The organism is Pseudomonas fakonensis, from assembly GCF_019139895.1.
GTDB lineage: Bacteria > Pseudomonadota > Gammaproteobacteria > Pseudomonadales > Pseudomonadaceae > Aquipseudomonas > Aquipseudomonas fakonensis.
Genome location: NZ_CP077076.1, coordinates 1 through 25,789, shown reverse-complemented (window position 1 = coordinate 25,789; position 25,789 = coordinate 1). Strand labels below are relative to the sequence as shown.

The 25,789-nt window shown below is 63.8% G+C and carries 21 protein-coding genes; 10 read left to right on the top strand and 11 right to left on the bottom strand.

What is annotated here, in order from left to right; genetic code table 11:
* Positions 1-50 precede the first annotated feature (50 nt).
* From fmt to KSS94_RS00090, 4 genes are read left to right on the top strand one after another with little or no spacing between them, the layout of a single operon-like run.
* Complete coding sequence (fmt, locus tag KSS94_RS00105; RefSeq protein WP_217841099.1) at positions 51-983, top strand: methionyl-tRNA formyltransferase; 933 nt, start codon at positions 51-53, stop codon at positions 981-983.
* Complete coding sequence (gene rsmB / locus KSS94_RS00100) at positions 980-2,290, top strand: 16S rRNA (cytosine(967)-C(5))-methyltransferase RsmB (RefSeq protein WP_217841098.1); 1,311 nt, start codon at positions 980-982, stop codon at positions 2,288-2,290. The genes fmt and rsmB overlap by 4 nt, the downstream gene beginning before the upstream one ends.
* A 26-nt stretch (positions 2,291-2,316) precedes the next feature.
* The gene (trkA, locus tag KSS94_RS00095; RefSeq protein WP_217841097.1) at positions 2,317-3,690 is read left to right on the top strand and encodes a Trk system potassium transporter TrkA; all 1,374 of its coding nucleotides are present in this window, start codon (positions 2,317-2,319) and stop codon (positions 3,688-3,690) included.
* An 11-nt stretch (positions 3,691-3,701) separates the two neighbouring features.
* Complete coding sequence (locus tag KSS94_RS00090; protein WP_217841096.1) at positions 3,702-4,010, top strand: tetratricopeptide repeat protein; 309 nt, start codon at positions 3,702-3,704, stop codon at positions 4,008-4,010.
* Between the two features lie 117 nt (positions 4,011-4,127).
* Here the strand turns inward: KSS94_RS00090 and KSS94_RS00085 are convergent, their stop codons facing one another.
* Both KSS94_RS00085 and KSS94_RS00080 read right to left on the bottom strand, forming a co-directional pair.
* Positions 4,128-5,015: a lysophospholipid acyltransferase gene (locus KSS94_RS00085; protein WP_217841095.1), complete on the bottom strand. Its 888-nt coding sequence runs from the start codon at positions 5,013-5,015 to the stop codon at positions 4,128-4,130.
* 41 nt (positions 5,016-5,056) lie between these two features.
* Positions 5,057-5,608, bottom strand: a complete 552-nt coding sequence (locus KSS94_RS00080; protein ID WP_217841094.1) for a DNA-3-methyladenine glycosylase I — start codon at positions 5,606-5,608, stop codon at positions 5,057-5,059.
* A gap of 83 nt (positions 5,609-5,691) precedes the next feature.
* On the opposite strand from KSS94_RS00080, the gene glyQ reads away from it, so the two are divergent.
* The 4 genes from glyQ (at position 5,692) to KSS94_RS00060 (ending at position 10,057) form a co-directional block, all read left to right on the top strand.
* Positions 5,692-6,639, top strand: a complete 948-nt coding sequence (gene glyQ, locus KSS94_RS00075; RefSeq protein WP_217841093.1) for a glycine--tRNA ligase subunit alpha — start codon at positions 5,692-5,694, stop codon at positions 6,637-6,639.
* Complete coding sequence (gene glyS / locus KSS94_RS00070) at positions 6,636-8,690, top strand: glycine--tRNA ligase subunit beta (RefSeq protein WP_217841092.1); 2,055 nt, start codon at positions 6,636-6,638, stop codon at positions 8,688-8,690. The genes glyQ and glyS overlap by 4 nt, the downstream gene beginning before the upstream one ends.
* Before the next feature lie 3 nt (positions 8,691-8,693).
* A complete protein-coding gene (gene gmhB, locus KSS94_RS00065) occupies positions 8,694-9,221 on the top strand; it encodes a D-glycero-beta-D-manno-heptose 1,7-bisphosphate 7-phosphatase (RefSeq protein WP_217841091.1) in 528 nt (175 codons plus the stop codon).
* Between the two features lie 65 nt (positions 9,222-9,286).
* Positions 9,287-10,057, top strand: coding sequence for a lysophospholipid acyltransferase family protein (locus tag KSS94_RS00060; RefSeq protein WP_217841090.1), 771 nt, complete (start codon positions 9,287-9,289; stop codon positions 10,055-10,057).
* Positions 10,058-10,272: 215 nt separating this feature from the next.
* Here the strand turns inward: KSS94_RS00060 and KSS94_RS00055 are convergent, their stop codons facing one another.
* Positions 10,273-11,892: an MFS transporter gene (locus KSS94_RS00055; protein WP_217841089.1), complete on the bottom strand. Its 1,620-nt coding sequence runs from the start codon at positions 11,890-11,892 to the stop codon at positions 10,273-10,275.
* Between the two features lie 97 nt (positions 11,893-11,989).
* The gene (locus KSS94_RS00050) at positions 11,990-13,639 is read right to left on the bottom strand and encodes a GMC family oxidoreductase (protein ID WP_217841088.1); all 1,650 of its coding nucleotides are present in this window, start codon (positions 13,637-13,639) and stop codon (positions 11,990-11,992) included.
* Between the two features lie 206 nt (positions 13,640-13,845).
* On the opposite strand from KSS94_RS00050, the gene KSS94_RS00045 reads away from it, so the two are divergent.
* On the top strand, positions 13,846-14,733 hold the full coding sequence (locus tag KSS94_RS00045; protein WP_217841087.1) for a LysR family transcriptional regulator: 888 nt from the start codon (positions 13,846-13,848) through the stop codon (positions 14,731-14,733).
* Here KSS94_RS00045 and KSS94_RS00040 read toward each other — a convergent pair.
* The 3 genes from KSS94_RS00040 to KSS94_RS00030 all read right to left on the bottom strand — a co-directional run bounded on the left by KSS94_RS00040 (position 14,722) and on the right by KSS94_RS00030 (position 17,818).
* Positions 14,722-15,540: a sulfite exporter TauE/SafE family protein gene (locus KSS94_RS00040; RefSeq protein ID WP_217841086.1), complete on the bottom strand. Its 819-nt coding sequence runs from the start codon at positions 15,538-15,540 to the stop codon at positions 14,722-14,724. The genes KSS94_RS00045 and KSS94_RS00040 overlap by 12 nt on opposite strands.
* The gene (locus KSS94_RS00035; RefSeq protein WP_217841085.1) at positions 15,537-16,811 is read right to left on the bottom strand and encodes an NAD(P)/FAD-dependent oxidoreductase; all 1,275 of its coding nucleotides are present in this window, start codon (positions 16,809-16,811) and stop codon (positions 15,537-15,539) included. Before KSS94_RS00035 ends, KSS94_RS00040 begins: the two co-directional genes overlap by 4 nt.
* A gap of 122 nt (positions 16,812-16,933) precedes the next feature.
* Positions 16,934-17,818 (bottom strand): MBL fold metallo-hydrolase, encoded by an 885-nt coding sequence (locus KSS94_RS00030; protein ID WP_217841084.1) that lies wholly within the window; start codon positions 17,816-17,818, stop codon positions 16,934-16,936.
* A gap of 221 nt (positions 17,819-18,039) precedes the next feature.
* Between KSS94_RS00030 and KSS94_RS00025 the strand changes: the two genes are divergently transcribed.
* The gene (locus tag KSS94_RS00025) at positions 18,040-19,338 is read left to right on the top strand and encodes a sigma-54 interaction domain-containing protein (RefSeq protein WP_217841083.1); all 1,299 of its coding nucleotides are present in this window, start codon (positions 18,040-18,042) and stop codon (positions 19,336-19,338) included.
* Positions 19,339-19,571: 233 nt separating this feature from the next.
* On the opposite strand, the gene gyrB is transcribed toward KSS94_RS00025, so the two are convergent.
* Genes gyrB through dnaA form a run of 4 tightly spaced genes read right to left on the bottom strand, consistent with a single transcriptional unit; the run spans position 19,572 to position 25,789 of the window.
* Positions 19,572-21,992, bottom strand: coding sequence for a DNA topoisomerase (ATP-hydrolyzing) subunit B (gene gyrB / locus KSS94_RS00020; RefSeq protein WP_217841082.1), 2,421 nt, complete (start codon positions 21,990-21,992; stop codon positions 19,572-19,574).
* Between the two features lie 4 nt (positions 21,993-21,996).
* Positions 21,997-23,100 carry a DNA replication/repair protein RecF gene (gene recF, locus KSS94_RS00015; RefSeq protein WP_217841081.1) on the bottom strand — a complete coding sequence of 368 codons (1,104 nt, stop codon included), beginning with the start codon at positions 23,098-23,100 and terminating at the stop codon, positions 21,997-21,999.
* A gap of 15 nt (positions 23,101-23,115) precedes the next feature.
* Positions 23,116-24,219 carry a DNA polymerase III subunit beta gene (gene dnaN / locus KSS94_RS00010; protein ID WP_217841080.1) on the bottom strand — a complete coding sequence of 368 codons (1,104 nt, stop codon included), beginning with the start codon at positions 24,217-24,219 and terminating at the stop codon, positions 23,116-23,118.
* Between the two features lie 40 nt (positions 24,220-24,259).
* Positions 24,260-25,789 carry a chromosomal replication initiator protein DnaA gene (gene dnaA / locus KSS94_RS00005; protein WP_217841079.1) on the bottom strand — a complete coding sequence of 510 codons (1,530 nt, stop codon included), beginning with the start codon at positions 25,787-25,789 and terminating at the stop codon, positions 24,260-24,262.

Genomic DNA, 25,789 nt, shown 5'->3' with positions numbered 1-25,789 from the left:
CCCAAAGGCTTGCTCCGGCAAGCCTTTTTCTTTTTTGCAGCGAGAACTCCATGCGCATCGTCTTTGCAGGCACTCCAGAGTTTGCCGCCGAACACCTCAAGGCCCTGCTCGACAGCCCGTACGAGATCGTGGCCGTCTACACCCAGCCCGACCGCCCCGCCGGCCGTGGCCAGAAGCTCATGCCCAGTGCGGTCAAGGCGCTGGCGCTGGCCCACGACATCCCGGTGTACCAGCCGCAGACCCTGCGCAACGCCGACGCCCAGGCCGAGCTCGCTGCGCTCAAACCGGACCTGATGGTAGTGGTCGCCTACGGCCTGATTCTGCCGCAGGTGGTGCTGGATATCCCGCGCCTGGGCTGCATCAACAGCCACGCTTCCCTGCTGCCGCGCTGGCGCGGTGCGGCGCCGATCCAGCGCGCCGTCGAGGCCGGTGATGCCGAAAGCGGCGTGACCGTGATGCGCATGGAAGCGGGCCTGGACACCGGCCCCATGCTGCTCAAGGTGGTCACCCCGATCAGTGCCGACGACACCGGCGGCAGCCTGCACGACCGCCTCGCCGAAATGGGCCCGCCAGCCGTAGTGCAGGCCATTGCCGGCCTGGCCGACGGTTCGCTGCAAGGTGAAGTGCAGGACGATGCCCTGGCCACTTACGCCCACAAGCTGAACAAGGACGAGGCGCGCATCGACTGGAGCCGCCCGGCCGTGGAGCTGGAGCGCCTGGTGCGTGCCTTCAACCCGTGGCCGGTGTGCCACAGCACCCTGGACGGCGAAACCGTGAAGGTGCTGGCCGCCAACTTGTCCACAGGCCAGGGCGCGCCCGGTGAAATTCTGTCCGCCAGCAAGGATGGCCTGGTGGTCGCCTGCGGTGAAGGCGCGCTGAGCCTCAGCCGCCTGCAACTGCCCGGCGGCAAGGCGCTTAACTTCAGCGACCTGTTCAACAGCCGCCGCGAGAAATTCGCCTCCGGCAAGGTACTTGGCCAATGAACCCACGCCTGGCCGCCGCCCGCGCCCTTGCCGCCGTACTCAGCGGCAAGGCCTCGCTGAACAGTTCGTTGCCGGCGCAACTGGACAAGGTCGAGGAGCGCGACCGTGGCCTGACCCAGGACCTGGCCTTCGGCACCGCCCGCTGGCAGCCGCGCCTGGACCTGCTGGCCGCGCAACTGCTGCAAAAGCCCTTCAAAGCCGCCGACGCCGACGTGCAGGCGCTGCTGCTGGTGGGCCTGTACCAGCTGTTCTACACGCGCATTCCGGCCCATGCCGCCATCGGCGAAACCGTGGGCTGCGCCGACAAACTGAAGAAGCCCTGGGCCAAGGGCCTGCTCAACGCCGTGCTGCGCCGCGCCCAGCGTGAAGGCGAAGCACTGCTGGCCGGCATGGAGCGTGACCCGGTGCTGCGTACCGCCCACCCGCGCTGGCTGCAGAAGTCGCTCAAGGCCTTCTGGCCGGAGCAATGGGAAGCCATCTGCGCCGCCAACAACGCCCACCCGCCAATGATCCTGCGGGCTAACCGCCGCCACCACAGCCGCGACGCCTACCTGGCACTGCTGGCCGAGGCCGGCATCCAGGCCAACGCCTGTGAATTCAGCCGCGATGGCATCGTCCTGGCCGAAGCCTGCGACGTGCGCGGCCTGCCGGGCTTCGCCGAAGGCTGGGTGAGCGTGCAGGACGAAGCCGCGCAGCTGTCGGCCGACCTGCTGGAACTGGCCCCCGGCCAGCGCGTGCTGGACGCCTGCTGCGCCCCCGGCGGCAAAACCTGCCACCTGCTTGAAGCAGAGCCAGGCCTTGCCCACATGGTCGCCATCGACCTGGAAGCCAAGCGCCTGGCCCGTGTGCGTGAGAACCTCGACCGCCTCAAGCTGGACGCCGAGCTGATCGCCTGCGACGCCCGCGACACCGCCAGCTGGTGGGACGGCAAGGCGTTCCAGCGCATCCTGCTCGACGCGCCGTGCTCGGCCACCGGGGTGATCCGCCGTCACCCGGACATCAAGCTGACCCGCCAGGCCGAGGACATCCCGGCCCTGGCCGCGTTGCAAGGCGAGCTGCTCGATGCCCTGTGGCCAACGCTCGAGGTGGGCGGCATGCTGCTGTACGCCACCTGCTCCAGCCTGCCCACCGAGAACACCGAAGTGATCGCCGCCTTCCTCGCTCGCACCCCCGGTGCCCGCGAGCTGGACCTGGCCACCGAAGCCGGCCTGCGCCAGCCCCATGGCCGCCAGTTGCTGGCCCGCGAAGGCGGCCACGACGGCTTCTACTATGCCAAGCTGATCAAGATCGCCGCCTCGCGCGGGTAAGAACAAGAAAGGGTAGGGAGTAGCGGATGAAGATCATCATCCTGGGTGCAGGGCAGGTCGGCGGCACGCTGGCCGAGCACCTGGCCAGCGAAGCCAACGACATCACCGTGGTCGACACTGACGGCGACCGCCTGCGCGACCTCGGCGACCGCCTGGACATCCGCACCGTGCAAGGCCGCGGCTCGCTGCCGACGGTGCTGCGCCAGGCCGGCGCCGACGATGCCGACATGCTGGTGGCAGTGACCAACAGCGATGAAACCAACATGGTCGCCTGCCAGGTGGCCTATTCGCTGTTCCACACCCCGACCAAGATCGCCCGGGTGCGCGAATCGTCCTACCTCAGCCGCGAGGAGCTGTTCGACAACGACCATATCCCGGTCGATGTACTGATCAGCCCCGAGCAGGTGGTGACCAACTACATCAAGCGCCTGATCGAGCACCCAGGCTCGCTGCAGGTGATCGACTTCGCCGAGGGCAAGGCCCAGCTGGTGGCGGTCAAGGCCTACTACGGCGGCCCGCTGGTGGGCCAGCAACTGCGCCAGATCCGCGCCCACATGCCCAACGTCGACACCCGCGTGGCGGCGATCTTCCGCCGCGACCGGCCGATCACACCGCGTGGCGACACGGTGATCGAGGCTGACGACGAGGTGTTCTTCATTGCCGCGAAGAAGGACATCCGCGCGGTAATGGGCGAGCTGCGGCGCATCGACGAAACCAACAAGCGCGTGGTCATCGCCGGTGGCGGGCAGATCGGCGAGCGCCTGGCCGAGGCCATCGAAAGCCGCTACCAGGTGAAGATCATCGAGATGAACCCGGCCCGCTGCCGCCAGCTCTCCGACACCCTCGAGAGTACCGTGGTGCTGCAGGGCAGCGCCTCGGACAAGGACCTGATGCTCGAAGAGAACATCGCCGACGCCGACATCTTCCTGGCCCTGACCAACGACGACGAGGCCAACATCATGTCCTCGCTGCTGGCCAAGCGCCTGGGCGCGCGCAAGGTGATGACCATCATCAACAACCCGGCCTACGTCGACCTGGTACAGGGCGGCGAGATCGACATCGCCATCAGCCCGCAGCTGGCCACCATCGGCACCCTGCTGGCCCACGTGCGCCGTGGCGATATCGTCAGCGTGCACTCGCTGCGCCGCGGCGCGGCCGAAGCCATCGAGGCGGTGGCGCACGGTGACTCGAAGTCGAGCAAGGTGGTCGGCAAGGCCATCGAAGATATCGCCCTGCCGCCGGGCACCACCATCGGCGCGATCATCCGCGAGGACGAGGTGCTGATCGCCCACGACGACACGCTGATCGAGTCGGGCGACCATGTGATCCTGTTCGTTGTGGATAAAAAGCATATTCGCGATGTGGAAAAGCTGTTCCACGTCGGCTTGAGTTTCTTCTAGGGAGAGGCACGATGCGCGAATCGCTGGAAAAGATGCTGGCCAAGGGTGTGGATAACCCGCTGCTGCGCTTTGGCCTGGGCAAGGCCTGGCTGGACGAGGGCAATGGCGCTGAAGCGTCTGTGCACCTGGCGCGCTGCGTGGAACAGGACCCGAAGTACTCGGCGGCGTGGAAGCTGCTGGGCAAGGCGTATCAGCTGGTCGGTGACCTGGCGGCGGCGCGCAAGGCCTGGGAAGACGGCATCGTTGCGGCCCAGGCCCATGGTGACAAGCAGGCCGAGAAAGAGATGACTGTTTTTCTCAAGAAACTGAGCAAGACCTGAGATCGCTGGGGCTGCTTTGCAGCCCTTTCGCGACACAAGGCCGCTCCTACAGGGGATCGCGGTCTTCTGTGGAGCGGCCTTGTGTCGCGAAAGGGGCGCACAGCGCCCCCAGCAATCTCAATACCAGCGCGCCTCGCCAGCCGGGCGCTTCTTGAAGCGCTTCATGCTCCACATGTACTGGCTCGGGTACTCGCGTACATAGCGCTCGACCACCTTGCTCATCGCCGCTGCCGATACGTTCACGTCGGTGCTGTACATCTCTTCCGGCGCCGCTTCGAGGAACACCTTGAAGCCCGAACCATCCGGCAGGCGCAGCGCATGCAGGAACACCCCCACCGCCTTGCCGCCTGCCAGCATGTTCGGCACGAACTTGCTGGTCAGCGCCTGGGTACCCAGAAACGGCACGAACACACCCGCCGACTCGGCCGGCTCCGGGTCGGCCGGAATGCCCACCTGGCCACCCCGGCGCACTTCCTTGATCACGCTGAGAATGCCTTCTTTGGTAGACGGCGCCACGCGGTTGCCCATCTGCACCCGCTGCTCGCGCAGCAGGTCATCCACCGCCTTGAGCTTGGGTGGGCGGTAGAAGATGATCGGTTTGCACTGGTTGCAATAGAAGTGGTTGAGCACCTCCCAGTTACCCAGGTGGCTGGTGATGCCCACCACGCCCTTGCCCGAGGCCAGGGCCTGCTCCAGCACCTCCAGCCCGTGCACTTCCTTGACCAGCTCCAGCGAACGCTGCGGCGGCCAGATCCAGGCGCAGGCGCTCTCGACGAACGACTTGCCGATGTCGCGCAGCGCACGGCCGACCAGCTGCTCGCGCTCGGCAGGGTCCATTTCCGGGAAGCACTTGGCCAGGTTGATGCGCACCACGTTGCGCGAGCTGTTGGGCACCTTCCACATCAGCCAGCCGATACCGGCGCCAACACGCTGCACAGCGCCCCAGGGCAGCTTGGCGAACAGGCGCAGCACCCCGACCATCAGGGCGCCCTTGAACTTTTCCACAGGCGAATTCCTTATTTCAGCAAGGCGCGCATTGTACCGCGTCAGCGCAGCAGCGCGGCGTAGCGATCGCAGTCGGTGGTGTGGTCCATGACCATGCCGGTGGCCTGCATGAAGGCGTAGCAGATGGTCGGCCCGACGAAGGTGAAGCCGGCTTTCTGCAGCGCCTTGCTCATGGCCTTGGCCTCGTCGGTGACCGCCGGCACGTCGCTGCGGCCAGTGAAGTGGTTGATCTTTGGCGCCCCGCCGACGAACGACCACAACCATTGCCCGGGGTTATCCACAGCCAGCCAGGCCTGGGCGTTGCGCCGCACGGCCTTGAGCTTGAGGCGGTTGCGGATGATGCCGGGGTCCTGCATCAGTTCCTCGATGTACTCGTCGCTCAAAGCCGCCAGCTTGACCGGGTCGAAGCCGTGCAGCACCTCACGGTAGCGCTCGCGCTTGCGTAAAACCGTGATCCACGACAGGCCCGCCTGGAACCCTTCGAGCAAAAGCATCTCGAACAGCAACGCCGGGTCACGCTGCGGCGTTCCCCACTCGTGGTCGTGGTAGGCCTGGTACAACGGGTCGTCGGAACACCAAAAGCAGCGTGGCATAAGGCTCCAATACGTAGAGGGCGAGGCGAATCGGGTTATACTCCCGCTCTTTACATCCGCATCCCCAGATACAGGTGAATTTCGTGAGCCAGCCTACGCCAGCCGTGCGTACCTTCCAAGACCTGATCCTCGCCCTGCAGAACTACTGGGCAGCTCAGGGTTGTGTGGTGCTTCAGCCCTACGATATGGAAGTAGGCGCCGGCACTTTCCATACCGCGACCTTCCTGCGCGCCGTCGGCCCGGAAACCTGGAACGCCGCCTACGTGCAGCCCAGCCGTCGCCCGGGTGACGGTCGCTATGGCGAAAACCCCAACCGCCTGCAGCACTACTACCAGTTCCAGGTGGTACTCAAGCCCAACCCGGCCAACTTCCAGGAGCTGTACCTCGGCTCGCTGAAAGCCATCGGCCTGGACCCGCTGGTTCATGACATCCGCTTCGTCGAAGACAACTGGGAATCGCCGACCCTCGGCGCCTGGGGCCTGGGCTGGGAAATCTGGCTGAACGGCATGGAGGTGACCCAGTTCACCTACTTCCAGCAGGTTGGCGGCATCGAGTGCTACCCGGTCACCGGTGAAATCACCTACGGCCTGGAGCGCCTGGCCATGTACATCCAGGGCGTCGACTCGGTGTACGACCTGGTGTGGGCCGACGGCCCGTTCGGCAAGGTCACCTACGGTGACGTGTTCCACCAGAACGAAGTGGAGCAGTCCACCTACAACTTCGAGCACGCCAACGTCGAGAAGCTGTTCGAACTGTTCGACTTCTACGAAAGCGAAGCCAACCGCCTGATCAAGCTGGAGCTGCCGCTGCCGACCTACGAAATGGTCCTGAAGGCCTCGCACACCTTCAACCTGCTGGACGCCCGCCGCGCCATCTCGGTGACCGAGCGCCAGCGTTACATCCTGCGCGTGCGCACGCTCGCCCGTGACGTCGCCCAAAGCTATCTGCAAGCCCGTGCCCGCCTGGGCTTCCCGATGGCCACCCCCGAACTGCGTGATGAAGTGTTGGCTAAGCTGGAGGCTGCACAATGAGTGCTCAAGATTTCCTGGTTGAACTGGGCACCGAAGAGCTGCCACCCAAAGCCCTGGCAACCCTGGGCGACGCCTTCCTGGCCGGCATCGAGAAAGGCCTGCAGGCCGCTGGCCTGAACTACACCGGCAAGCAGGTGTACGCCGCCCCGCGTCGCCTGGCCGTGCTGATCCGCCAGCTGGACGTGCAGCAGCCGGACCGCAGCATCAACATCGACGGCCCGCCCCTGCAGGCCGCGTTCAACGCCGAAGGGCAACCGACGCAGGCTGCCCTGGGCTTTGCCAAGAAGTGCGGCGTAGAGCTGTCGGATATCGACCAGAGCGGCCCGAAGCTGCGTTTCTCGCAGCACATCCCGGGCAAGGCCACCGCCAGCCTGCTGCCGACCATCGTCGAAGACTCGCTGAACGACCTGCCGATCCCCAAGCGCATGCGCTGGGCCGCCAGCCGTGAAGAGTTCGTGCGCCCAACCCAATGGCTGGTGATGCTGCTGGGCGAGCAGGTGGTGGATTGCACCATCCTCTCGCAAAAAGCCGGCCGTGAGTCCCGTGGCCACCGCTTCCACCACCCGCAAAACGTCGCCATCAGCGCGCCTGCCAACTACTGCGAAGACCTGCGCAAGGCCTACGTGCTGGCAGACTTCGCCGAGCGCCGCGAGCTGATCAGCAAGCGCACCGCAGAACTCGCCATGCAGCAGGAAGGCACCGCCATCGTGCCGCCGGCGCTGCTGGACGAAGTGACCGCGCTGGTCGAGTGGCCAGTGCCGCTGGTGTGCTCGTTCGAGGAGCGCTTCCTCGAGGTGCCGCAAGAAGCCCTGATCACCACCATGCAGGACAACCAGAAGTACTTCTGCCTGCTGGACAGCGAAGGCAAGCTGCTGCCGCGCTTCATCACCGTGGCCAACGTCGAGAGCCGTGACCCCAAGCAGATCGTGCTGGGTAACGAAAAGGTCGTGCGCCCGCGCCTGACCGACGCCGAGTTCTTCTTCAAGCAGGACAAGAAGCAGCCGCTCGAGACCTTCAACGAGCGCCTGAAGAACGTGGTATTCCAGGCCCAGCTGGGTACGGTGTTCGACAAGGCCGAGCGCGTCTGCAAACTGGCCGCCTTCATTGCTCCGTACATCGGCGGCAGCGCTGCCAACGCCGGCCGTGCCGGCCTGCTGTCCAAGTGCGACCTGGCCTCGGAAATGGTCGGTGAGTTCCCTGAAATGCAGGGCATTGCCGGCTACTACTACGCCCTCAACGACGGCGAGCCGGAAGACGTCGCCCTGGCCCTGAACGAGCAGTACATGCCACGCGGTGCCGGCGCCGAGCTGCCGCACACCCTGACCGGTGCTGCGGTGGCCATCGCCGACAAGCTCGACACCCTGGTCGGCATCTTCGGCATCGGCATGCTGCCCACCGGCAGCAAGGACCCGTACGCCCTGCGCCGCGCCGCCCTGGGCGTGCTGCGCATCCTGATCGAGAAGCAGCTGGACCTGGACCTGACCGCCGCCGTCGATTTCGCGGTCAAGCAGTTCGGTGCCAAGGTCAAGGCCGCAGGCCTGGCCGAGCAGGTGCTGGAATTCATCTTCGACCGCCTGCGTGCGCGCTACGAAGACGAAGGCATCGACGTTGCCACCTACCTGTCGGTGCGTGCCCTGAAGCCGGGCTCCGCCCTGGACTTCGACCAGCGCGTGCAGGCGGTGCAGGCGTTCCGCAAGCTGCCCGAAGCCGAGGCCCTGGCTGCGGCCAACAAGCGCGTGTCGAACCTGCTGAGCAAGGCCGAGGGCGCGATTTCCGAACAGGTTGAGCCCAAGTACTTCGACAACGCCAACGAGTTCTCGCTGTACTCGGCCATCCAGCAGGCCGACCAGGCCGTGCAACCGATGGCCGCTGCGCGCCAGTACAACGAAGCCCTGGCCCGCCTGGCGGCCCTGCGCGACCCGGTCGACGCCTTCTTCGAGGCGGTGCTGGTCAACGCCGAGGACGCCAAGGTGCGTGCCAACCGTTATGCCCTGCTCAGCCGCCTGCGCGGCCTGTTCCTGGGCGTGGCCGACATTTCGCTGCTGGGGTAAGCCTTGAAACTGCTGATTCTCGACCGGGACGGGGTGATCAACTTCGACTCCGACGCCTACATCAAGTCGCTGGAAGAATGGCTGCCCATTCCCGGCTCGATCGAGGCCATCGCGCAGTTGAGCAAGGCCGGCTGGACGGTGGCCGTGGCCACCAACCAGTCCGGCATTGCCCGCGGCTACTACCCGCTGCAAACCCTCGAGGCCATGCACGCGCGTTTGCGCGCACTGGTGGCCGAGCAGGGCGGTGAAGTCGGCTTGATCGTACATTGCCCGCACGGCCCGGACGAGGGTTGCGATTGCCGCAAACCCAAGCCCGGCATGCTGCGGACAATCGCCGAGCACTACCAGGTACCCCTGGCCGGCGTGTGGTTTGTCGGTGACAGCAAAGGTGACCTGGAGGCGGCGCTGGCCGTCGATGCACAACCCGTGTTGGTTAAAACCGGCAAGGGCCAGAGGACCCTGGAAAAAGGTGTCCCGGAATCTACACTGATTTTCGACGATCTGGCGGCTATCGCCAGAGAACTTATTTAAAAGAGTGCGCCCAGGCGGCGCACTTTTCATTGGGCGGGCTTTGCCCCGCAACGGTACTTGCCACTATGTCGATCCTGCAGGCGATCAGAATCTTTCTTTTTTACCTGCTGCTGGGTACCAGCTCGGTACTCTGGTGCTCGCTGAGCTTCTTCATCGCGCCGTTCTTGCCATTCGCCAAGCGCTACCGGTTCATCAACGTGTACTGGTGCCGCTGTGCGCTGTTCCTGGCGCGCACCATCCTTGGCATCAACTACAAGGTGACCGGCGCCGAGAACGTGCCGCAAGTGCCCTGCGTGATCCTGTCCAACCACCAGAGCACCTGGGAGACGTTCTTCCTGTCAGCTTACTTCTCGCCGCTGAGCCAGGTGCTCAAGCGCGAACTGCTGTACATGCCGTTCTTCGGCTGGGCCATGGCCATGCTGCGGCCGATCGCCATCGACCGGAAAAACCCTAAAGAAGCGCTGCGCCAGGTCGCCAGCCAAGGCGACGAACTGCTCAAGCAGGGCACCTGGGTGCTGATCTTCCCCGAAGGTACCCGCGTCCCCCACGGCCAGATCGGCAAGTTCTCCCGCGGCGGTACTGCCTTGGCGGTGAACGCCGGCCTGCCGGTGCTGCCGATTGCCCACAACGCCGGCAAGTTCTGGCCGCGTGAGGGTTGGGGCAAGCGCCCGGGCACCATCGAGATCGTGATCGGCGAACCAATGTATGCAGAAGGCAGCGGGCCGCGCGCCATTGCCGAGCTCAACGACCGCGCCCAGGCGTGGAACGAGGCCACCCAGCGGGCCATGGGTTCGCTGCCGCCGTTGGCGCAAAAGCCCGAGCAGCAGAGCGCCTGAGCATCTGTGGATAACTTGTTGACAATTTTTGGATTAAACGTCTTAAACCATAGCTAAGTGATTGAATTAGCTGTTTATTTCTCTGTATGACGTTTTTCTGAAAATCGTGCATAAGTTTTTCCGCGCGATAAAAAAACCGGCTTTTACGCCGGTTTTTTTGTGCCAGTTTTTCGGGCCCTATCGCCGGCAAGCCGGCCCCTACAGGGATGAGGCCATTAGACCTTGTCGATATCCACGTCCTTGGTTTCTTTCAGGCAGAAGATCCCCACCACCAGGCTCACCCCGGTAATCAGCACCGGGTACCACAACCCGTAGAAGATATCCCCGGTGTACACCACCAGCGCGAACGATACCGTCGGCAGGAAGCCGCCGAACCAGCCGTTGCCGATGTGGTAGGGCAGGGACATCGAGGTGTAGCGGATGCGCGTGGGGAACAGTTCGACCATCACCGCCGCCAGTGGCCCGTAGGTCATGGTGGCGATCAGGATCATCGCGACGATCAGCACCACCACCATGAACTCGTTGACGTTGGCCGGGTCTGCCTTGGCCGGGTAGCCGGCTGCCTCGATGGCGCTGCGCATGGCGGCTTCGTCAAAGCCATTGATGGTCTTGTCGCCGATGCTCACCGAGACATCGCTGCCGGCCACGCTCACCGAGCTGTACGGCAGGCCCTGCTTGACCAGGAAGGTCTTGACCTTGTCGCACGGGCTGTCGAAGCGCGCCTTGCCCACCGGGTCGAACTGGAAGGTGCAGCCCTGCGGGTTGGCATTGACCACGATCGGCGCCTGGCGGCTGGCGGCGTCTATCTGCGGGTTGGCGTAGTGGCTCAGGGCCTTGAACATCGGGAAGTAGCACACGGTGGCCAGCAGCAGGCCAAGCATCAGGATCGGCTTACGCCCCACACGGTCCGACAGCCAGCCAAAGAATACGAAGAACGGTGCGCCTATCACCACGCTGATGATCAGCAGGGTGTTGGCCTGGGCCGGGTCCATCTTGAGCATCTGGGTCATGAAGAACAGCACGTAGAACTGCGCGGTGTAGAAGGTCACCGCCTGGCCTGCGTTGATGCTGAACAACGCGGTGAGCACCACCTTGAGGTTCGGCCACGAAGTGAACGACTCACGGATCGGCGACTTGCTGACCTTGCCCTGGGCCTTCATTTTCACGAAGGCCGGTGACTCGTGCATGCTCATGCGAATCCAGGTGGAGATCGCCAGCAGGAAAATCGACAGCAGGAACGGCAGGCGCCAGCCCCAGGTTTCGAACTGGTCGCCGCTGATGTAGCGGCTGGCCAGCACCACGATCAGCGACAGCAGCAGGCCAAGAGTGGCGGTGGACTGGATGAAACCGGTATGAAAACCCCGCTTGCCGTGGGGTGCATGCTCGGCCACGTAGGTGGCAGCGCCGCCGTACTCGCCGCCAAGCGCCAGGCCCTGGAGCATGCGCAGCACCACCAGGATGATCGGCGCGGCGATGCCGATGCTGGCGTAGGTGGGCAGCAGGCCGACCGCGAAGGTCGACAGGCCCATCAGCACAATAGTCACCAGGAAGGTGTACTTGCGCCCGATCATGTCACCCAGGCGGCCGAACACCAGGGCGCCGAACGGGCGCACCAGAAAACCGGCGGCAAAGGCCATCAGGGCGAAGATGAAGGCGGTGGTGTCGTTGACCCCGGCGAAGAACTGCTTGCTGATGACCGCAGCCAGGGCGCCATAGAGAAAAAAGTCATACCACTCGAACACTGTCCCGAGGGATGACGCGAAAATGATCTTGCGTTCCTCACGGCGGCTGCCGCTGGTGGCAGCCGCGCCTTGCTCTTGAATGTAGTCCGACATCGTTGCTGTCCTCGGCCCGTGGGCCACAGTGATTATTCTTGTTGTTCCACTGTCGGCGGCTCTGACCGCGGGCCACCGGTGTTGCACGCACCCTGGGTCAGGGCGTCGGTATCGCGCTGGTGTCGCTGAGGTTGGTCTGGGTTTGCGCCCCCTTGAGAATCAACTGCGCCGCCTTTTCGGCGATCATCAATGTCGGTGAACAGGTATTGCCGGAGACGATCTGCGGCATGATCGAAGCATCGGCCACGCGCAGCCCGGGGATGCCGTGCACGCGCAGCTGGTTATCCACAACGTCCAGTGCGCCACTGCCCATGCGGCAGGTGCCCACCGGGTGGAAGATGGTGGTGCCGATTTGCCCGGCAGCCTGGTGCAGGTCCGCTTCGCTCTGCAGGGCAGGGCCTGGCAGGTATTCGCGCGGGTCGAACGCGGCCAGGGCCGGGGCCTGGACGATGCGCCGGGTGATGCGGATGGCGTCGGCAGCCACGCGCAGGTCGGCAGGGTCGCTGAGGTAGTTGGGGTCGATCAGCGGTGCCGCGTTCATGTCTGCCGAGCGGATGTCGATACGCCCGCGGCTGGCCGGGCGCAGGTTGCACACCGAGGCGGTGAACGCCGGGAAGCGGTGCAGCGGCTCACCAAAGCGCTCCAGTGACAGCGGCTGCACGTGGTACTGCAGGTTGGCGTTGGCCTGCTCGGGGCCCGAACGCACGAACGCGCCCAGCTGGCTTGGCGCCATGGCCAGCGGGCCGCTGCGGTCGAAGGCATAGCGCAGGCCCATGCCCAGCTTGCCCCACAGGCTGTTGGCCATCTGGTTGAGGGTGCGGGTGTTCCGGATCTGGTAGATCAGGCGCAGTTGCAGGTGGTCCTGCAGGTTGCCGCCGACCCCGGGCATATCGTGGCGCACGGCAATGCCCAAGCCTTCGAGCAGCTTGCGCGGGCCGATGCCGGAACGCTGCAGAATGCCGGGCGAGCCGACGGAACCGGCGCAGAGGATGATCTCGCGGCGCGCGCCAAACTCGTGCCAAGCACCTTGCCACAAGGCCTTTACCGCCCGGGCGCGGGTGTTGTTCAGCAATACCTGGTCTACCTGCACGCCGGTGAGGATGGTCAGGTTGGGGCGCTGGAGGATGGGTTTGAGGAAGGCCTTGGCCGAGTTCCAGCGCACACCGCTGCGCTGGTTGACCTGAAAGTATCCACAGCCTGCGTTGTCGCCGGTATTGAAGTCATCGACCTTGCCGATGCCGCTCTGCTCGGCGGCATCACGGAAGGCATCGAGGATCGGCCAACTGTAGCGCTGGCGCTCGACCCGCCACTCGCCGTCGCCACCGTGGCTGTCGCTGGCGCCGGCAAAGTGGTTCTCGCTGGCCTTGAACAGCGGCAGCACGTCCTTCCACGCCCAACCTTCGTTGCCTTGCTCGGCCCAGCGGTCGTAGTCGGCGGCCTGGCCGCGCATGTAGATCATGCCGTTGATCGAGGAGCAGCCACCGAGCACCTTGCCCCGTGGGTAGCCCAGGGCGCGGCCGTTCAGGCCGGCTTGTGGCTCGGTCTTGAAGCACCAGTCGGTACGGGGGTTGCCGATGCAGTAGAGGTAACCGACGGGGATGTGAATCCAGGGATAGTTGTCACGCCCGCCCGCTTCGAGCAGCAGCACGCGGCAGGAGGGGTCGGCGGACAAACGGTTGGCCAGCAGGCAACCGGCTGGCCCGGCACCCACGACCACGTAGTCGTAGACAGAATCGGCTGATGGCATGTGCAACCTCGCGCCTGATTATTATTCTTGTCCCGATCCATCTTATTGATTAATTTCGCGGAGGAAACACGAGATTTCGCGCAGCCGTTGTGCGTTTTAGCACAGTGGTATCGGCCCTATCGCCGGCAAGCCGGCTCCTGCAGAGATCACCTGTAGGAGCCGGCTTGCCGGCAATAGGGCCCGAACGAACAGCCACAAGGATCAGCATGTTCGACTGGAACGATCTACGGTTTTTCCTCGAGTTGCAGCGCAGCGGCCGCCTGCTCACCGCCGCCAAGCGCCTCAACACCACCCATAGCACCGTGGCCCGGCATATCGAAAGCATCGAGCAGAGCCTGGGCACCGCGCTGTTCGTCCAGCATGCCCAGGGCTACGAACTGACCCCTTCGGGCCAGGCCCTGCTCAAGCACGCAGAAGCCATGGAGAACGTCGCCCTGCTGGCACAGGAAGAAATCACCCAGGCCATCACTCCGCTGGGCAAGATCCGCCTGGGGGTGACCGAAGGCATCGGCATCATGTTCTTCACCCCGCGCATGAAGGCGTTGTTTCAGCGTTACCCGGGGCTAGAGGTGGAGCTGGTGGCGGTGCCGCGCTTCGTCAGCATTCTCAACCGCGAAGCCGAAATCAGCATCCACCTGGAACGCCCCAGCGCCGACCTGTTGATCACCCGCAAGCTCACCGACTACCGCCTGGCGCTGTATGCAAGCCAGGATTACCTGGACCGCGCCCCACCGCTGAACACCCGCGAAGACTTGGCCCGGCACAGCTGGATCGGCTACGTCGACGACCTGCTGTTCAGCCAGGAGCTGCTGTTTCTCAACAGTTTCTGCCGGGCGCCCAACGTGGTGTTTCGCAGCACCAGCGTGATCGCCCAGCAGCATGCCGCCCAGGCCGGGCTGGGCATTGCCGTGCTGCCCAACTACATGGCCCGCCACGACCCCAGGCTGGTGCGGGTGCTACCCAGCGAGACCATCCAGCGCAGCTACTGGATCTGTACCCGCCGCGAGCTGCACAAGTCGGTGCGCCTGCGGGTGGTATGGGACTACCTGCTGGCACTGTGCGCCGCCGAGCAGGACGAGCTGCTAGCCGAATAGCGCCTTGCCAGCCAGCAGCAGTGCAGCTGCCCAGCCCGCCACGGCGAACAACTGCTGCAGGCGCGGGCCGGCGATGCGGCTGGCCAGCGGGCGAGCCAGCAGCAAGCCGATGACCGCGCCGAGCGCGAAGGGCGCGCCGACCTGCCAGTGCATCACCCCGGCCAGGCTGGCGCTGACCACGCTGCCAGTGGACACCAGGGCGATCACCGCCAGCGACGTGGAGACGATGCTCTTCATGCGCAGGTTGGTGTAGCGGTTCAACGCCGGAATGATCACGAAACCACCGCCCACCCCCAGCAAGCCCGACAACAGCCCGGACATAAGCCCGGTGAACGCCAGCGCCCGGGCGCAGGGCAGGGTCCAGCGCAAGCGGCCCTGCAACGGGTTGAGCACGCAAGGTTCGATGAAGCGATGGGCATCATTGACCTCACCGCGCAACTCCCTGGCCGCCTTGCGCCAAATGCGCAGGCAGGCGTACACCAGCACCCCGGCGAACACCAGCGCCAACGGCGTGTTGGGCAGCCGGCGCGCCAGCATCAGGCCAAATGGCGCGGCAGCGATGCCGATCAGCGCAATGAACAACGCGGCGCGGTAACGAACCAGACCTTCGCGCAAGCCGAGCACGGCGCCAACCATCGCCGCCATGCCTACGGCCAGCAGGCCGACCGGTGCCGCCTCGACCATGCTCAGGCCCAGCCCGAACACCAGCAGCGGCACCGCGAGGATGCCGCCACCGGCGCCGGTCAGCGCCAGCACCGCGCCAATGATCGCGCCCAGCACGGCGCCCAGCAGTTGCTGCTCTATCACGGCTTGGCCCCAACCATCGGCTGTGGCCGCGCCAGCCACTCTCGCCCCTTGAGCATGGCCTGCCAGTACAACGGCGGCAGCACTTGGGCCTTGAGCAGCCAGGCCAGGTGGGTCGGCTTGCGGCCATCGAGCAGCCAGCGCGGGAAGCTCGGTGCCAGCTTGCCGCCATAGGTGAACTCGGCCAGCACGATCTTGCCGCGCTCCACCGTCAGCGGGCAGGAACCGTAGCCATCGTAATGGGCCAGGGTATTCAGCCGGCCAAGGGCCTGCAGCACATTGTTGGCCACTACCGGCGCCTGCTTGCGCGCCGCGGCGGCGGTCTTGGCGTTACTGGTGTTGGCCACATCGCCCAGGGCGTGGATATTGCCGAAGCTGCGGTGGCGCAGGGTATGCGGGTCGACATCGACCCAGCCGGCGGCATCGGCCAGCGGGCTTTGGCGGATGAAGTCCGGCGCCACTTGTGGCGGCACCACATGCAGCATGTCGAAGGTTTCGACGCGGGTTTCGCTGCTGCCGTCGGGGAGGGTACGAACGAAGGTGGCGCGTTGGTTCGGGCCATCCACCGCAGTCAGGCGGTGCTGGTAATTGAGGTCGATACCGTACTTGTCGATGTAGCTCATCAGCGCCGGCACGTAGTCGGGCACACCGAACAGCACGTTACCTGCGTTGAAGAAGCTGGCGCGTACATCGCCCAGCAGTCCGCTGCGCAGCCAGTGGTCGCACGACAGGTACAGGGCTTTCTGCGGTGCGCCGGCGCATTTGATCGGCATCGGCGGTTGGGTGAACAGGGCACGGCCCTTTTTCAGGTTCTGCACCAGTTGCCAGGTGTAGGGCGCCAGGTCGTAGCGGTAGTTCGAGGTGACGCCGTTACGCCCGAGGGTTTCGCCCAGGCCTTCGATGGCGTCCCAGTCCAGCTTCAAGCCAGGGCATACCACCAGTTGCTCGTAACCCACGGCGCGGCCGCTTTCGAGCACGACCTTTTGCCCCTGTGGGTCGAAGCTCTCGACCCGGGCCTTGATCCAGTGCACGCCGCGGGGCAGGGTGGCGGCCATGGCACGAGCGGTGCTTGGTGCATTGAATACACCGGCCCCGACCATGGTCCAGCCGGGCTGGTAGTAATGCACCTCGGCGGGGTCGATGAGCGCGATATCCAGCGACGGGTCGCGCGCCCGAAGGCTGGCGGCAGTGGCGATTCCGGCGGCGCCGGCACCGACGATCAAGACCTTGTGGTGGTCGGTGGTGGGTGAGGTGGAGGACAGCGGGGCAGGCATGGCGGTGTTCCTTGGTGGATCTCATTATGTGCGGATGCTGGCATGAAACTGTAGGAGCCGGCTTGCCGGCGATGAGGCCGCTTCAGGCAGCAGTACCGGTTTCTTTCCCAGGTGATAACGTTCTACAGCTTGTTCAATGGAATCTTCAGGTAGCTGACACCGTTCGCTTCGGGTTCCGGCAACTGCCCGCTGCGCATGTTGACCTGCACCGATGGCAATATCAGCAGCGGCATGTCGAGGGTCGCATCGCGGGCCTCGCGCATGGCCACGAAGCTGTCTTCGCTGACACCCTGGTGAATGTGCACGTTGCTCGCACGCTGCTCGGCCACGGTGGTGTGGTACTGCAGCTCACGCCCGCCGGGCAGGTAGTCGTGGCACAGGAACAGCCGCGTCTGGTCGGGGAAGGCCAGCAGGCGACGGATCGAACGGTACAAGGTGCGGGCGCTGGCGCCGGGGAAGTCGCAGCGGGCGGTGCCGTAGTCTGGCGAGAACAAGGTGTCGCCGACGAATACGGCCTTTTCGCCTGCGTCCTCCACCAGGTAGCTCATGCACGCCGGCGTGTGGCCGGGGGTGTGCAAGGCGCGGGCGTGCAGGTTACCGATACGAAAGCCTTCCTCGTCTTCGAACAATATGTCGAACTGGCTGCCATCCCGGGCAAAGCCTGGCGCTTCATTGAACAGGCTGGCGAAGGTCTTCTGCACCTGGGTGATCTGTGCACCGATGCCGATATGACCGCCCAGCTTGCCCTTGAGGTAGGCCGCCGCCGACAGGTGATCGGCATGCACGTGGGTCTCCAGAATCCACTGCACCTTGGCACCCAGCTGCTCGACCAGGTCAATCAGCCGATCGGCAGAGGCCGTGCAGGTGCGCCCCGACTTGGGGTCGTAGTCCAGCACACTGTCGATCAGTGCACAGTGATGCGTCTGGCCATCCATCACCAGGTAGCTGAGGGTCGAGGTCGCCTGGTCGAACAGGGCTTCGACATGAAGGTTGTTGCCGATGATCATTGCACTCTCCAGTTATCCACCGGGCCTTGTTCAGGCTTAGGCAGTGATCACAGCTTTATCAAGATGCATGCCAGCGTTTCAGACGAGTAAATGCTGGGTGCAAGCGGGCTTGCCTGGGTTTTCTGTCAGCAGAAGTGACACATTCTGGCAGTCGACTGTCAGCCAATGGCAGTGTTTGGCAGTCCTTGCTACCCTCGCCCGGTCACCTACCTGGTACTGCCATGCCCACCGCTACCCACCCCGCGATCCTCGCGCTGGTGTCCTACCTCGAACACGATGCCCTGCCGAGCATCGTGCTGGACACCGACTACAACATCCTCGCCGCCAACGCCGCCTACCGCCGCCAGTTCGCAACCGGCGAACAGGCGCCGCTGGGCGAAAAATGCCACCGCGTCTCGCACCACTACGCCGTGCCCTGCGACCAGGCCGGTGAACACTGCCCGCTGCGCAAGTCACTGGCCAGCAAGGTGCCCGAGCGCGTGCTGCACATTCACCACACCCCGCGCGGGCCGGAGCATGTGGATGTCGAGCTGCGGCCGATCCTCGACGAACAGGGCAGGGTGATGGCCTTCGTCGAGCGCCTGGCCAGCGTCACCCTGGCTTCAGCGCAACCACAACAGAACGGCCTGGTGGGCCGTGCACCGGCGTTCAAGCAAGCGGTTGCCAGCCTGCAGCGAGCGGCACCGGCGCAGATTCCGGTGTTGTTGCAAGGTGAGTCGGGTACCGGCAAGGAGCTGTTCGCCCGCGCCCTGCACCTGGGTAGCCCTCGGGCCAACGGCCCGCTGGTGGTGGTGGACTGCACCGGGCTGACCGAGTCGCTGTTCGAAAGCGAGCTGTTCGGCTACGAGAAGGGCGCCTTCACTGGCGCCAGCCAACGCAAGATCGGCCTGGCCGAAGCTGCCCATGGCGGCACGCTGTTCCTCGACGAAATCGGCGAAGTGCCACTGGCGATGCAGGTGAAGCTGCTGCGCCTGATCGAGTCGGGCAGCTTTCGCCCGGTGGGCAGCACGCGTACCGTGCACTCGGACTTTCGCCTGGTTTCGGCCACCCACAAGCCGTTGAAGGCCATGGCCAGTGCCGGCACCTTCCGCGAAGACCTGTACTACCGCATCAGTGGTTTCCCGATCCGCCTGCCGGCCTTGCGCGAACGTATTGATGACTTGGCGCTGCTATGCGAAACGCTGCTGCAGCGGCTGGAGCGCAACCGGCCAGTCGAACTGTCAGCAGATGCACTGGCCCGGCTGGCCTTGCATACCTTCCCGGGGAATATTCGGGAGCTGCGCAACATTCTTGAGCGCGCCAGGCTATTCACCGATGACGGCGAGATTCGCCCTGAACATCTGCCGGAGGAGTTTCAACAACCCCTCCAGCTCACAACGCAGCGAGGGCAGGGGCGCAACGAGCTGGCGGAGCTGGCCCATGCTCTGGAAACCTTCCGTGGCTCGCGCAGTGAACTGGCCCAGTATCTGGGACTGAGTGAGCGCACGCTGTATCGCCGGCTCAAACATTTCGGGCTGTAAAACAGCTGACTGTTCCACGTGGAACACGATGAAATTGAGGTTGGCAATGTATCCTTCAACAAGATCAATTCGGCGTTGAGGCCCGCTATCAGTGCAATGCGGGCGACCACCTGACTGCGCCAATGCGCGAACACATGCGCAACCTTTCGGAAAGTATCGACCTTCTGCTCGCAGAAAAATAAACCCCGGCATCTCTGCCGGGGTTCAGGTTTTGGGCGAGCAAACGTGGGTTATCAGAAGTCCAGGTTAGCCACCGACAGCGCGTTGCTTTCGATGAAGTCACGACGCGGTTCAACCGCATCACCCATCAGGGTGTTGAACAGTTGGTCGGCGGCGATGGCGTCTTCGATGGTTACCTTGAGCATGCGGCGCACGGTCGGGTCCATGGTGGTTTCCCACAGCTGGTCCGGGTTCATCTCACCCAGCCCTTTGTATCGCTGGATGGTGTGGCGCTTGGTGCTTTCGTTCATCAGCCAGTCCAGGCCTTCCTTGAACTCGGTGACTGCCTTGCGGCGTTCGCCACGCTGCACGTAGGCACCTTCGCCCAGCAGGGTACCGAGCTTGGCGCCCAGAGCGACCACCGAACGGTAGTCGTTGCTGCCGAAGAACTCGCGGTTGAAGGTGACGTAGCTGGCCAGGCCGTGGGAGGTGGTTTCTACCACTGGCAGCCAGATATTACGTTCCTTGTCTTCGCGCAGGTCTGCCTTGTAGGTCAGGCCGGAGCGCTGGCTGTTGCCCAGGCGTGCCTGGAAAGCGGCCAGCCAGGCATCCATCTTGCCCTTGTCAGACAGTTGCTCCTGGGTGACTTCCGGCAGGTAGATGAAGTGCTCGGTCAGCTCTTCGGGGTACAGGCGCGACAGGCGCTTGAGGGTCTTCATCACCGCACGGAACTCGTTCACCAGGGCTTCGAGCTGTACGCCCGAAACGGCAGGTGCCGACTCGTCCAGGTGCAGGCTGGCATCTTCGAGGGCCGACTGGGTCATGTATTCTTCCATGGCCTCGTCGTCCTTGATGTACTGCTCCTGCTTGCCCTTTTTCACCTTGTACAGCGGCGGCTGGGCGATATAGATGTAGCCACGCTCTACCAGCTCCGGCAGCTGACGGAAGAAGAAGGTCAGCAGCAGGGTACGGATGTGCGAACCGTCGACGTCAGCATCGGTCATGATGATGATGTTGTGATAACGCAGCTTGTCGATGTTGTACTCTTCGCGGCCGATGCCACAGCCCAGGGCGGTGATCAGCGTGCCGACTTCCTGCGAGGAGATCATCTTGTCGAAACGGGCTTTCTCGACGTTGAGGATCTTGCCCTTCAACGGCAGGATTGCCTGGGTGCGACGGTTACGGCCTTGCTTGGCCGAGCCACCTGCGGAGTCACCCTCCACCAGGTACAGTTCGGAGAGGGCAGGGTCCTTCTCCTGGCAGTCGGCCAATTTGCCTGGCAGGCCGGCGATGTCCAGCGCGCCTTTGCGGCGGGTCATCTCACGGGCCTTGCGCGCGGCTTCACGGGCACGGGCGGCGTCGATCATCTTGCCGACCACGGCCTTGGCTTCGTTGGGGTTTTCCAACAGGAAGTCGGCGAAGTATTTGTTCATTTCCTGTTCCACGGCGGTCTTCACCTCCGAGGAAACCAGCTTGTCTTTGGTCTGCGAGCTGAACTTAGGGTCCGGTACCTTGACCGAGATGATCGCGGTCAAACCTTCACGGGCGTCGTCACCGGTGGTGGCAACCTTGTTCTTCTTCGCCAGGCCTTCCTGCTCGATGTAGCTGTTCAGGCTACGGGTGAGCGAGGAGCGGAAGCCGACCAGGTGGGTACCACCGTCGCGCTGGGGAATGTTGTTGGTGAAGCACAGCAGGTTTTCGTTGAAGCTGTCGTTCCACTGCAGGGCAACTTCGACACCCACGCCGTCGTCACGCTGCACGTTGAAGTGGAACACCTGAGAGTTGACCGGCGTCTTGTTGGTGTTCAGGTATTCAACGAATGCGCGCAGGCCACCTTCGTACTTGAAGAACTCTTCCTTGCCGCTGCGCTCGTCCTTCAGCAGGATGCCGACACCGGAGTTCAGGAACGACAGCTCGCGAATACGCTTGGCGAGGATGTCCCAGCTGAAGTGAATGTTCTTGAAAGTTTCAGCCGAAGGCTTGAAGTGGATATGGGTACCGGTGGTTTCGCTTTCACCGACCACAGCCATCGGGGCCTGTGGAACACCGTGGACGTAGGTCTGTTCCCAGATCTTGCCGCTGCGGCGCACGGTCAACACCAGCTGTTCGGACAGGGCGTTCACCACCGAAACACCTACACCGTGCAGACCGCCGGAAACCTTGTAGGAGTTGTCGTCGAACTTACCGCCGGCGTGCAGTACGGTCATGATGACCTCGGCTGCAGATACGCCTTCCTCTTTGTGCACGTCGACCGGGATACCCCGGCCGTTGTCGCGGACACTGATGGACTCGTCCGGGTGGATGATGACGGTGATGTCATCGCAATGCCCGGCCAGGGCTTCGTCGATCGAGTTGTCGACCACTTCGAAGACCATGTGGTGCAGGCCGCTGCCGTCATCGGTGTCGCCAATGTACATGCCGGGACGTTTGCGTACGGCATCAAGCCCTTTCAGCACCTTGATGCTGGAGGAGTCGTACGTTTGATTTTCGCTCATGCCTTCACTCCCGATGGTCGTGGGTCTGGGTGATACGGCCCTGTTCCACGTGGAACAAAGCGACTGGCGTTTCCGTTTGCCAGCCTTCCCTCAGAAATTCGTGGTCTACACAGGTGATGAACACCTGGCAGTTCAATTCTTCAAGCAAGCGGCACAGGGCGCGGCGGTGCTGTTCGTCCAACTCGGACGGCAAGTCATCCACCAGATAAATACACTGACCGCGACGGACCTGGCTGACCAGGTGCCCTTGGGCAATCCGCAGCGCACACACCACCAGCTTCTGCTGGCCCCGCGAAAGGATGTCAGCGGCGTTGTTGGCGCCCAGCCGTAGGCGCAAATCGGCACGCTGTGGCCCGGCCTGGGTGTGGCCCATTTGCTGATCACGAAGAAGGGAGGTGGCGAGGACTTCGTTGAGTTCCCGGTCCTTGTCCCAGCCGCGGTAGTAGCTCAGGGTCAGCCCGTCCAGTTCGACCAGCTCGCTCAGGGTTCGCTCGAAGACGGGCTTCAAGGCCTTGATGTAATTGCGACGGTATTCATCTATTTCCGCACTGGCGAGACACAACTCCCGATCCCAGGCGGCTTGCGAAACGGCGTCAAGTGTACCATGCCGCAGCCATGAGTTCCGCTGCCGCAGGGCCTTCTGCAGCCTCTGCCAGGTGGCCATGAAGCGGGGTTCCACGTGGAACACACCCCAGTCGAGGAACTGCCGACGAACCTTCGGCGCACCTTCCAGCAAGCGGAAACTGTCCGGGTTGATCAACTGCAGCGGCAACATCTCGGCCAACTGAGCCGCGCTGCGGGCGTTTTGCCCGTCGATGCGAATGGTGAAATCCCCTTGCCGCTCCCGGGAAACACCCAGGTTGCTGGTGCCACCCTCAGCCAATTCAACCTGGCCAAACACCGTGCAGGTGGGCTGATCGTATTGGATCACCGGGTTAAGCCGAGTACTACGGAACGAGCGCGCCAGCCCGAGCAGGTGCACGGCCTCGAGCACGCTGGTCTTGCCGCTGCCGTTGTCGCCGTAAAGGATGTTGATGCGGGGGGAGGGAGAGAGGGTCACCGGGTGCAGGTTACGCACCGCGGTGACCGAAAGGCGTAGAAGGGACATTGGGCCTGCTACGAATTACAGACGCATCGGCATGACAACGTAGGAAGAGTCGTCATTGCCGGCTTCCTGCAACAGGGCGCTGCTGTTGGAGTCCGACAGAATCAGGCGAACCTGTTCAGTGGTCATCACACCCAGCACGTCCAGCAGGTAGCTGACGTTGAAACCGATCTCCAGCGAGCTGCCTTCGTAGTCGACGCTGATCTCTTCTTCCGCTTCTTCCTGCTCCGGGTTGTTGGCCTGGATTTTCAGCTGGCCGGCGGCCAGTTGCAGGCGGATACCGCGGTACTTCTCGTTGGACAGAATGGCGGTACGACTGAAAGCTTCACGCAGGGCCTGACGGTCGCCGACCACCAGCTTGTCGCCGCCCTTGGGCAGCACGCGCTCGTAGTCCGGGAACTTGCCGTCGACCAGCTTGGAGGTGAAGGTGAACTCACCGGTGGTCGCGCGAATGTGATGCTGGCCCAGTACGATGCTGACCATGCCTTCCGGGTCGGTGAGCAGGCGCGCCAGCTCGAGGATACCTTTGCGCGGCACGATCACCTGATGGCGGTCGGCCTGGCCAATCGGTGCGTGCATGGCGCACAGCGCCAGACGGTGACCGTCGGTGGCCACGGCGCGCAGGGTGTCGGTGGACACCTCAAGCAGCATGCCGTTGAGGTAGTAGCGCACATCCTGCTGGGCCATGGCGAAGCTGGTGCGCTCGATCAGGCGGCGCAGCTTGCTTTGCTCCAGGTTGCAGGTCAGCGAGCCCGGGCCTTCTTCCACGGTGGGGAAGTCGTTGGCCGGCAGGGTCGACAGGGTGAAGCGGCTACGGCCGGCCTTGACCAGCAGCTTCTGTTCGTCGACCTTGATGTCGATCAGCACGTCGCTGGGTAGGCTCTTGCAGATGTCCATCAGCTTGCGCGCAGGGACGGTGATCTCGCCCGGCTCGGCGGGTTCTTCCAATTGCACGCGGCCAACCAGTTCGACTTCCAGGTCGGTACCGGTCAACGACAGTTGCTGGCCTTGCACGACCAGCAGGACGTTGGACAGGACCGGCAAGGTCTGGCGGCGCTCGACGACGCCTGCGACCAGTTGCAGGGGTTTCAACAGGGCTTCGCGTTGAATGGTGAAATGCATGGTCTAGTCCCTTGCCTTCAATTAGCTGCGCCAACGGCCATCAGGTCGTCAGCGTACGCAGCAGGTTCTTGTAGTCCTCGCGGATGTCCGCGTCGGATTCCTTCAATTCGTTGATCTTGCGGCAGGCGTGCAGCACGGTGGTGTGGTCGCGGCCGCCAAACATGTCGCCGATTTCCGGCAGGCTGTGGTTGGTCAGCTCTTTGGACAACGCCATGGCCACCTGGCGCGGGCGCGCCACCGAGCGCGAACGGCGCTTGGACAACAGGTCGGCGATCTTGATCTTGTAGTACTCGGCCACGGTGCGCTGGATGTTATCCACACTGACCAGCTTGTCTTGCAACGCCAGCAGGTCCTTCAGCGACTCGCGGATCAGCTCGATGGTGATGTCGCGGCCCATGAAGTGCGAGTGGGCGATAACCCGCTTCAGGGCGCCTTCCAGTTCGCGCACGTTGGAGCGGATGCGCTGGGCGATGAAGAACGCCGCATCGTGCGGCAGCTCGACCTTGGCCTGGTCGGCTTTCTTCATCAGGATGGCCACACGGGTTTCCAGTTCTGGCGGCTCCACGGCCACCGTCAGGCCCCAGCCAAAGCGCGACTTCAGGCGCTCTTCCAGGCCTTCGATTTCCTTCGGGTAGCGGTCGCTGGTGAGAATCACCTGCTGGCCGCCCTCGAGCAGGGCGTTGAAGGTGTGGAAAAACTCTTCCTGGGAACGCTCCTTGCGGGCGAAGAACTGGATATCGTCGATCAGCAGCGCGTCCACCGAGCGGTAGAAGCGTTTGAATTCGTTGATGGCGTTCAGCTGCAGCGCCTTGACCATGTCGGCGACGAAGCGCTCCGAATGCAGGTAGACCACCTTGGCGTTCGGGTTCTTCTTCAGCAGGTGGTTACCCACAGCATGCATCAAGTGAGTCTTACCCAAGCCCACGCCGCCATACAGGAACAGCGGGTTGTAACCGTGCTTGGGGTTGTCGGCCACCTGCCAGGCAGCGGCGCGCGCCAGCTGGTTCGACTTACCTTCGACGAAGGTTTCGAAGGTGAAGGTGCGGTTGAGGTAGCTGGTGTGCTTGAGCGCGCCTTCAACCTGCACCGTACGCTGCTCGGTGCGCGTGCTGGCGGCAGGTGGCGTGGCCACCTCAGCCATGCTGTCGAAGCTGTCACGGCTGGATGGCTCTTCGGCCTCCAGCACCAGTTGCGCGACCGGTGCTGCCACCGGTTCGCTCGCCACCTGCACTTGCGGGGCTGGCTGGGCTGGAACCTGCTGGGCCATGGATGCGGCCACTGCTGCACTGACCGGCGCGTTGGGGGCGGCGCGCGGGGCGGAGCTGCGGCGGCTACCTATTAATAAGGAAAGCGCAGGCGCAATGCCCTTGCCGTGTTCACCCAGCAGCTCGAGCAGACGACCCAGGTACTTTTCATTGACCCAGTCGAGCACGAACCGGTTAGGCGCGTAGACGCGCAACTCGTCGCCTTCGGCTTCGACCTGTAGCGGACGGATCCAGGTGTTGAATTGCTGGGCAGGCAGTTCATCGCGCAGAAGCTCCACGCACTGCTGCCAAAGTTCCACTGACAC

What these genes read in the sequence shown, in the direction of transcription:
- fmt (WP_217841099.1), top strand. Translation starts at nt 51, where the DNA reads ATGCGCATCGTCTTTGCAGGCACTCCAGAGTTTGCCGCCGAACACCTC.
- rsmB (WP_217841098.1), top strand. Translation starts at nt 980, where the DNA reads ATGAACCCACGCCTGGCCGCCGCCCGCGCCCTTGCCGCCGTACTCAGC.
- trkA (WP_217841097.1), top strand. Translation starts at nt 2,317, where the DNA reads ATGAAGATCATCATCCTGGGTGCAGGGCAGGTCGGCGGCACGCTGGCC.
- KSS94_RS00090 (WP_217841096.1), top strand. Translation starts at nt 3,702, where the DNA reads ATGCGCGAATCGCTGGAAAAGATGCTGGCCAAGGGTGTGGATAACCCG.
- KSS94_RS00080 (WP_217841094.1), bottom strand. Translation starts at nt 5,608, where the DNA reads ATGCCACGCTGCTTTTGGTGTTCCGACGACCCGTTGTACCAGGCCTAC.
- glyS (WP_217841092.1), top strand. Translation starts at nt 6,636, where the DNA reads ATGAGTGCTCAAGATTTCCTGGTTGAACTGGGCACCGAAGAGCTGCCA.
- KSS94_RS00060 (WP_217841090.1), top strand. Translation starts at nt 9,287, where the DNA reads ATGTCGATCCTGCAGGCGATCAGAATCTTTCTTTTTTACCTGCTGCTG.
- KSS94_RS00055 (WP_217841089.1), bottom strand. Translation starts at nt 11,892, where the DNA reads ATGTCGGACTACATTCAAGAGCAAGGCGCGGCTGCCACCAGCGGCAGC.
- KSS94_RS00050 (WP_217841088.1), bottom strand. Translation starts at nt 13,639, where the DNA reads ATGCCATCAGCCGATTCTGTCTACGACTACGTGGTCGTGGGTGCCGGG.
- KSS94_RS00045 (WP_217841087.1), top strand. Translation starts at nt 13,846, where the DNA reads ATGTTCGACTGGAACGATCTACGGTTTTTCCTCGAGTTGCAGCGCAGC.
- KSS94_RS00035 (WP_217841085.1), bottom strand. Translation starts at nt 16,811, where the DNA reads ATGCCTGCCCCGCTGTCCTCCACCTCACCCACCACCGACCACCACAAG.
- KSS94_RS00030 (WP_217841084.1), bottom strand. Translation starts at nt 17,818, where the DNA reads ATGATCATCGGCAACAACCTTCATGTCGAAGCCCTGTTCGACCAGGCG.
- KSS94_RS00025 (WP_217841083.1), top strand. Translation starts at nt 18,040, where the DNA reads ATGCCCACCGCTACCCACCCCGCGATCCTCGCGCTGGTGTCCTACCTC.
- gyrB (WP_217841082.1), bottom strand. Translation starts at nt 21,992, where the DNA reads ATGAGCGAAAATCAAACGTACGACTCCTCCAGCATCAAGGTGCTGAAA.
- recF (WP_217841081.1), bottom strand. Translation starts at nt 23,100, where the DNA reads ATGTCCCTTCTACGCCTTTCGGTCACCGCGGTGCGTAACCTGCACCCG.
- dnaN (WP_217841080.1), bottom strand. Translation starts at nt 24,219, where the DNA reads ATGCATTTCACCATTCAACGCGAAGCCCTGTTGAAACCCCTGCAACTG.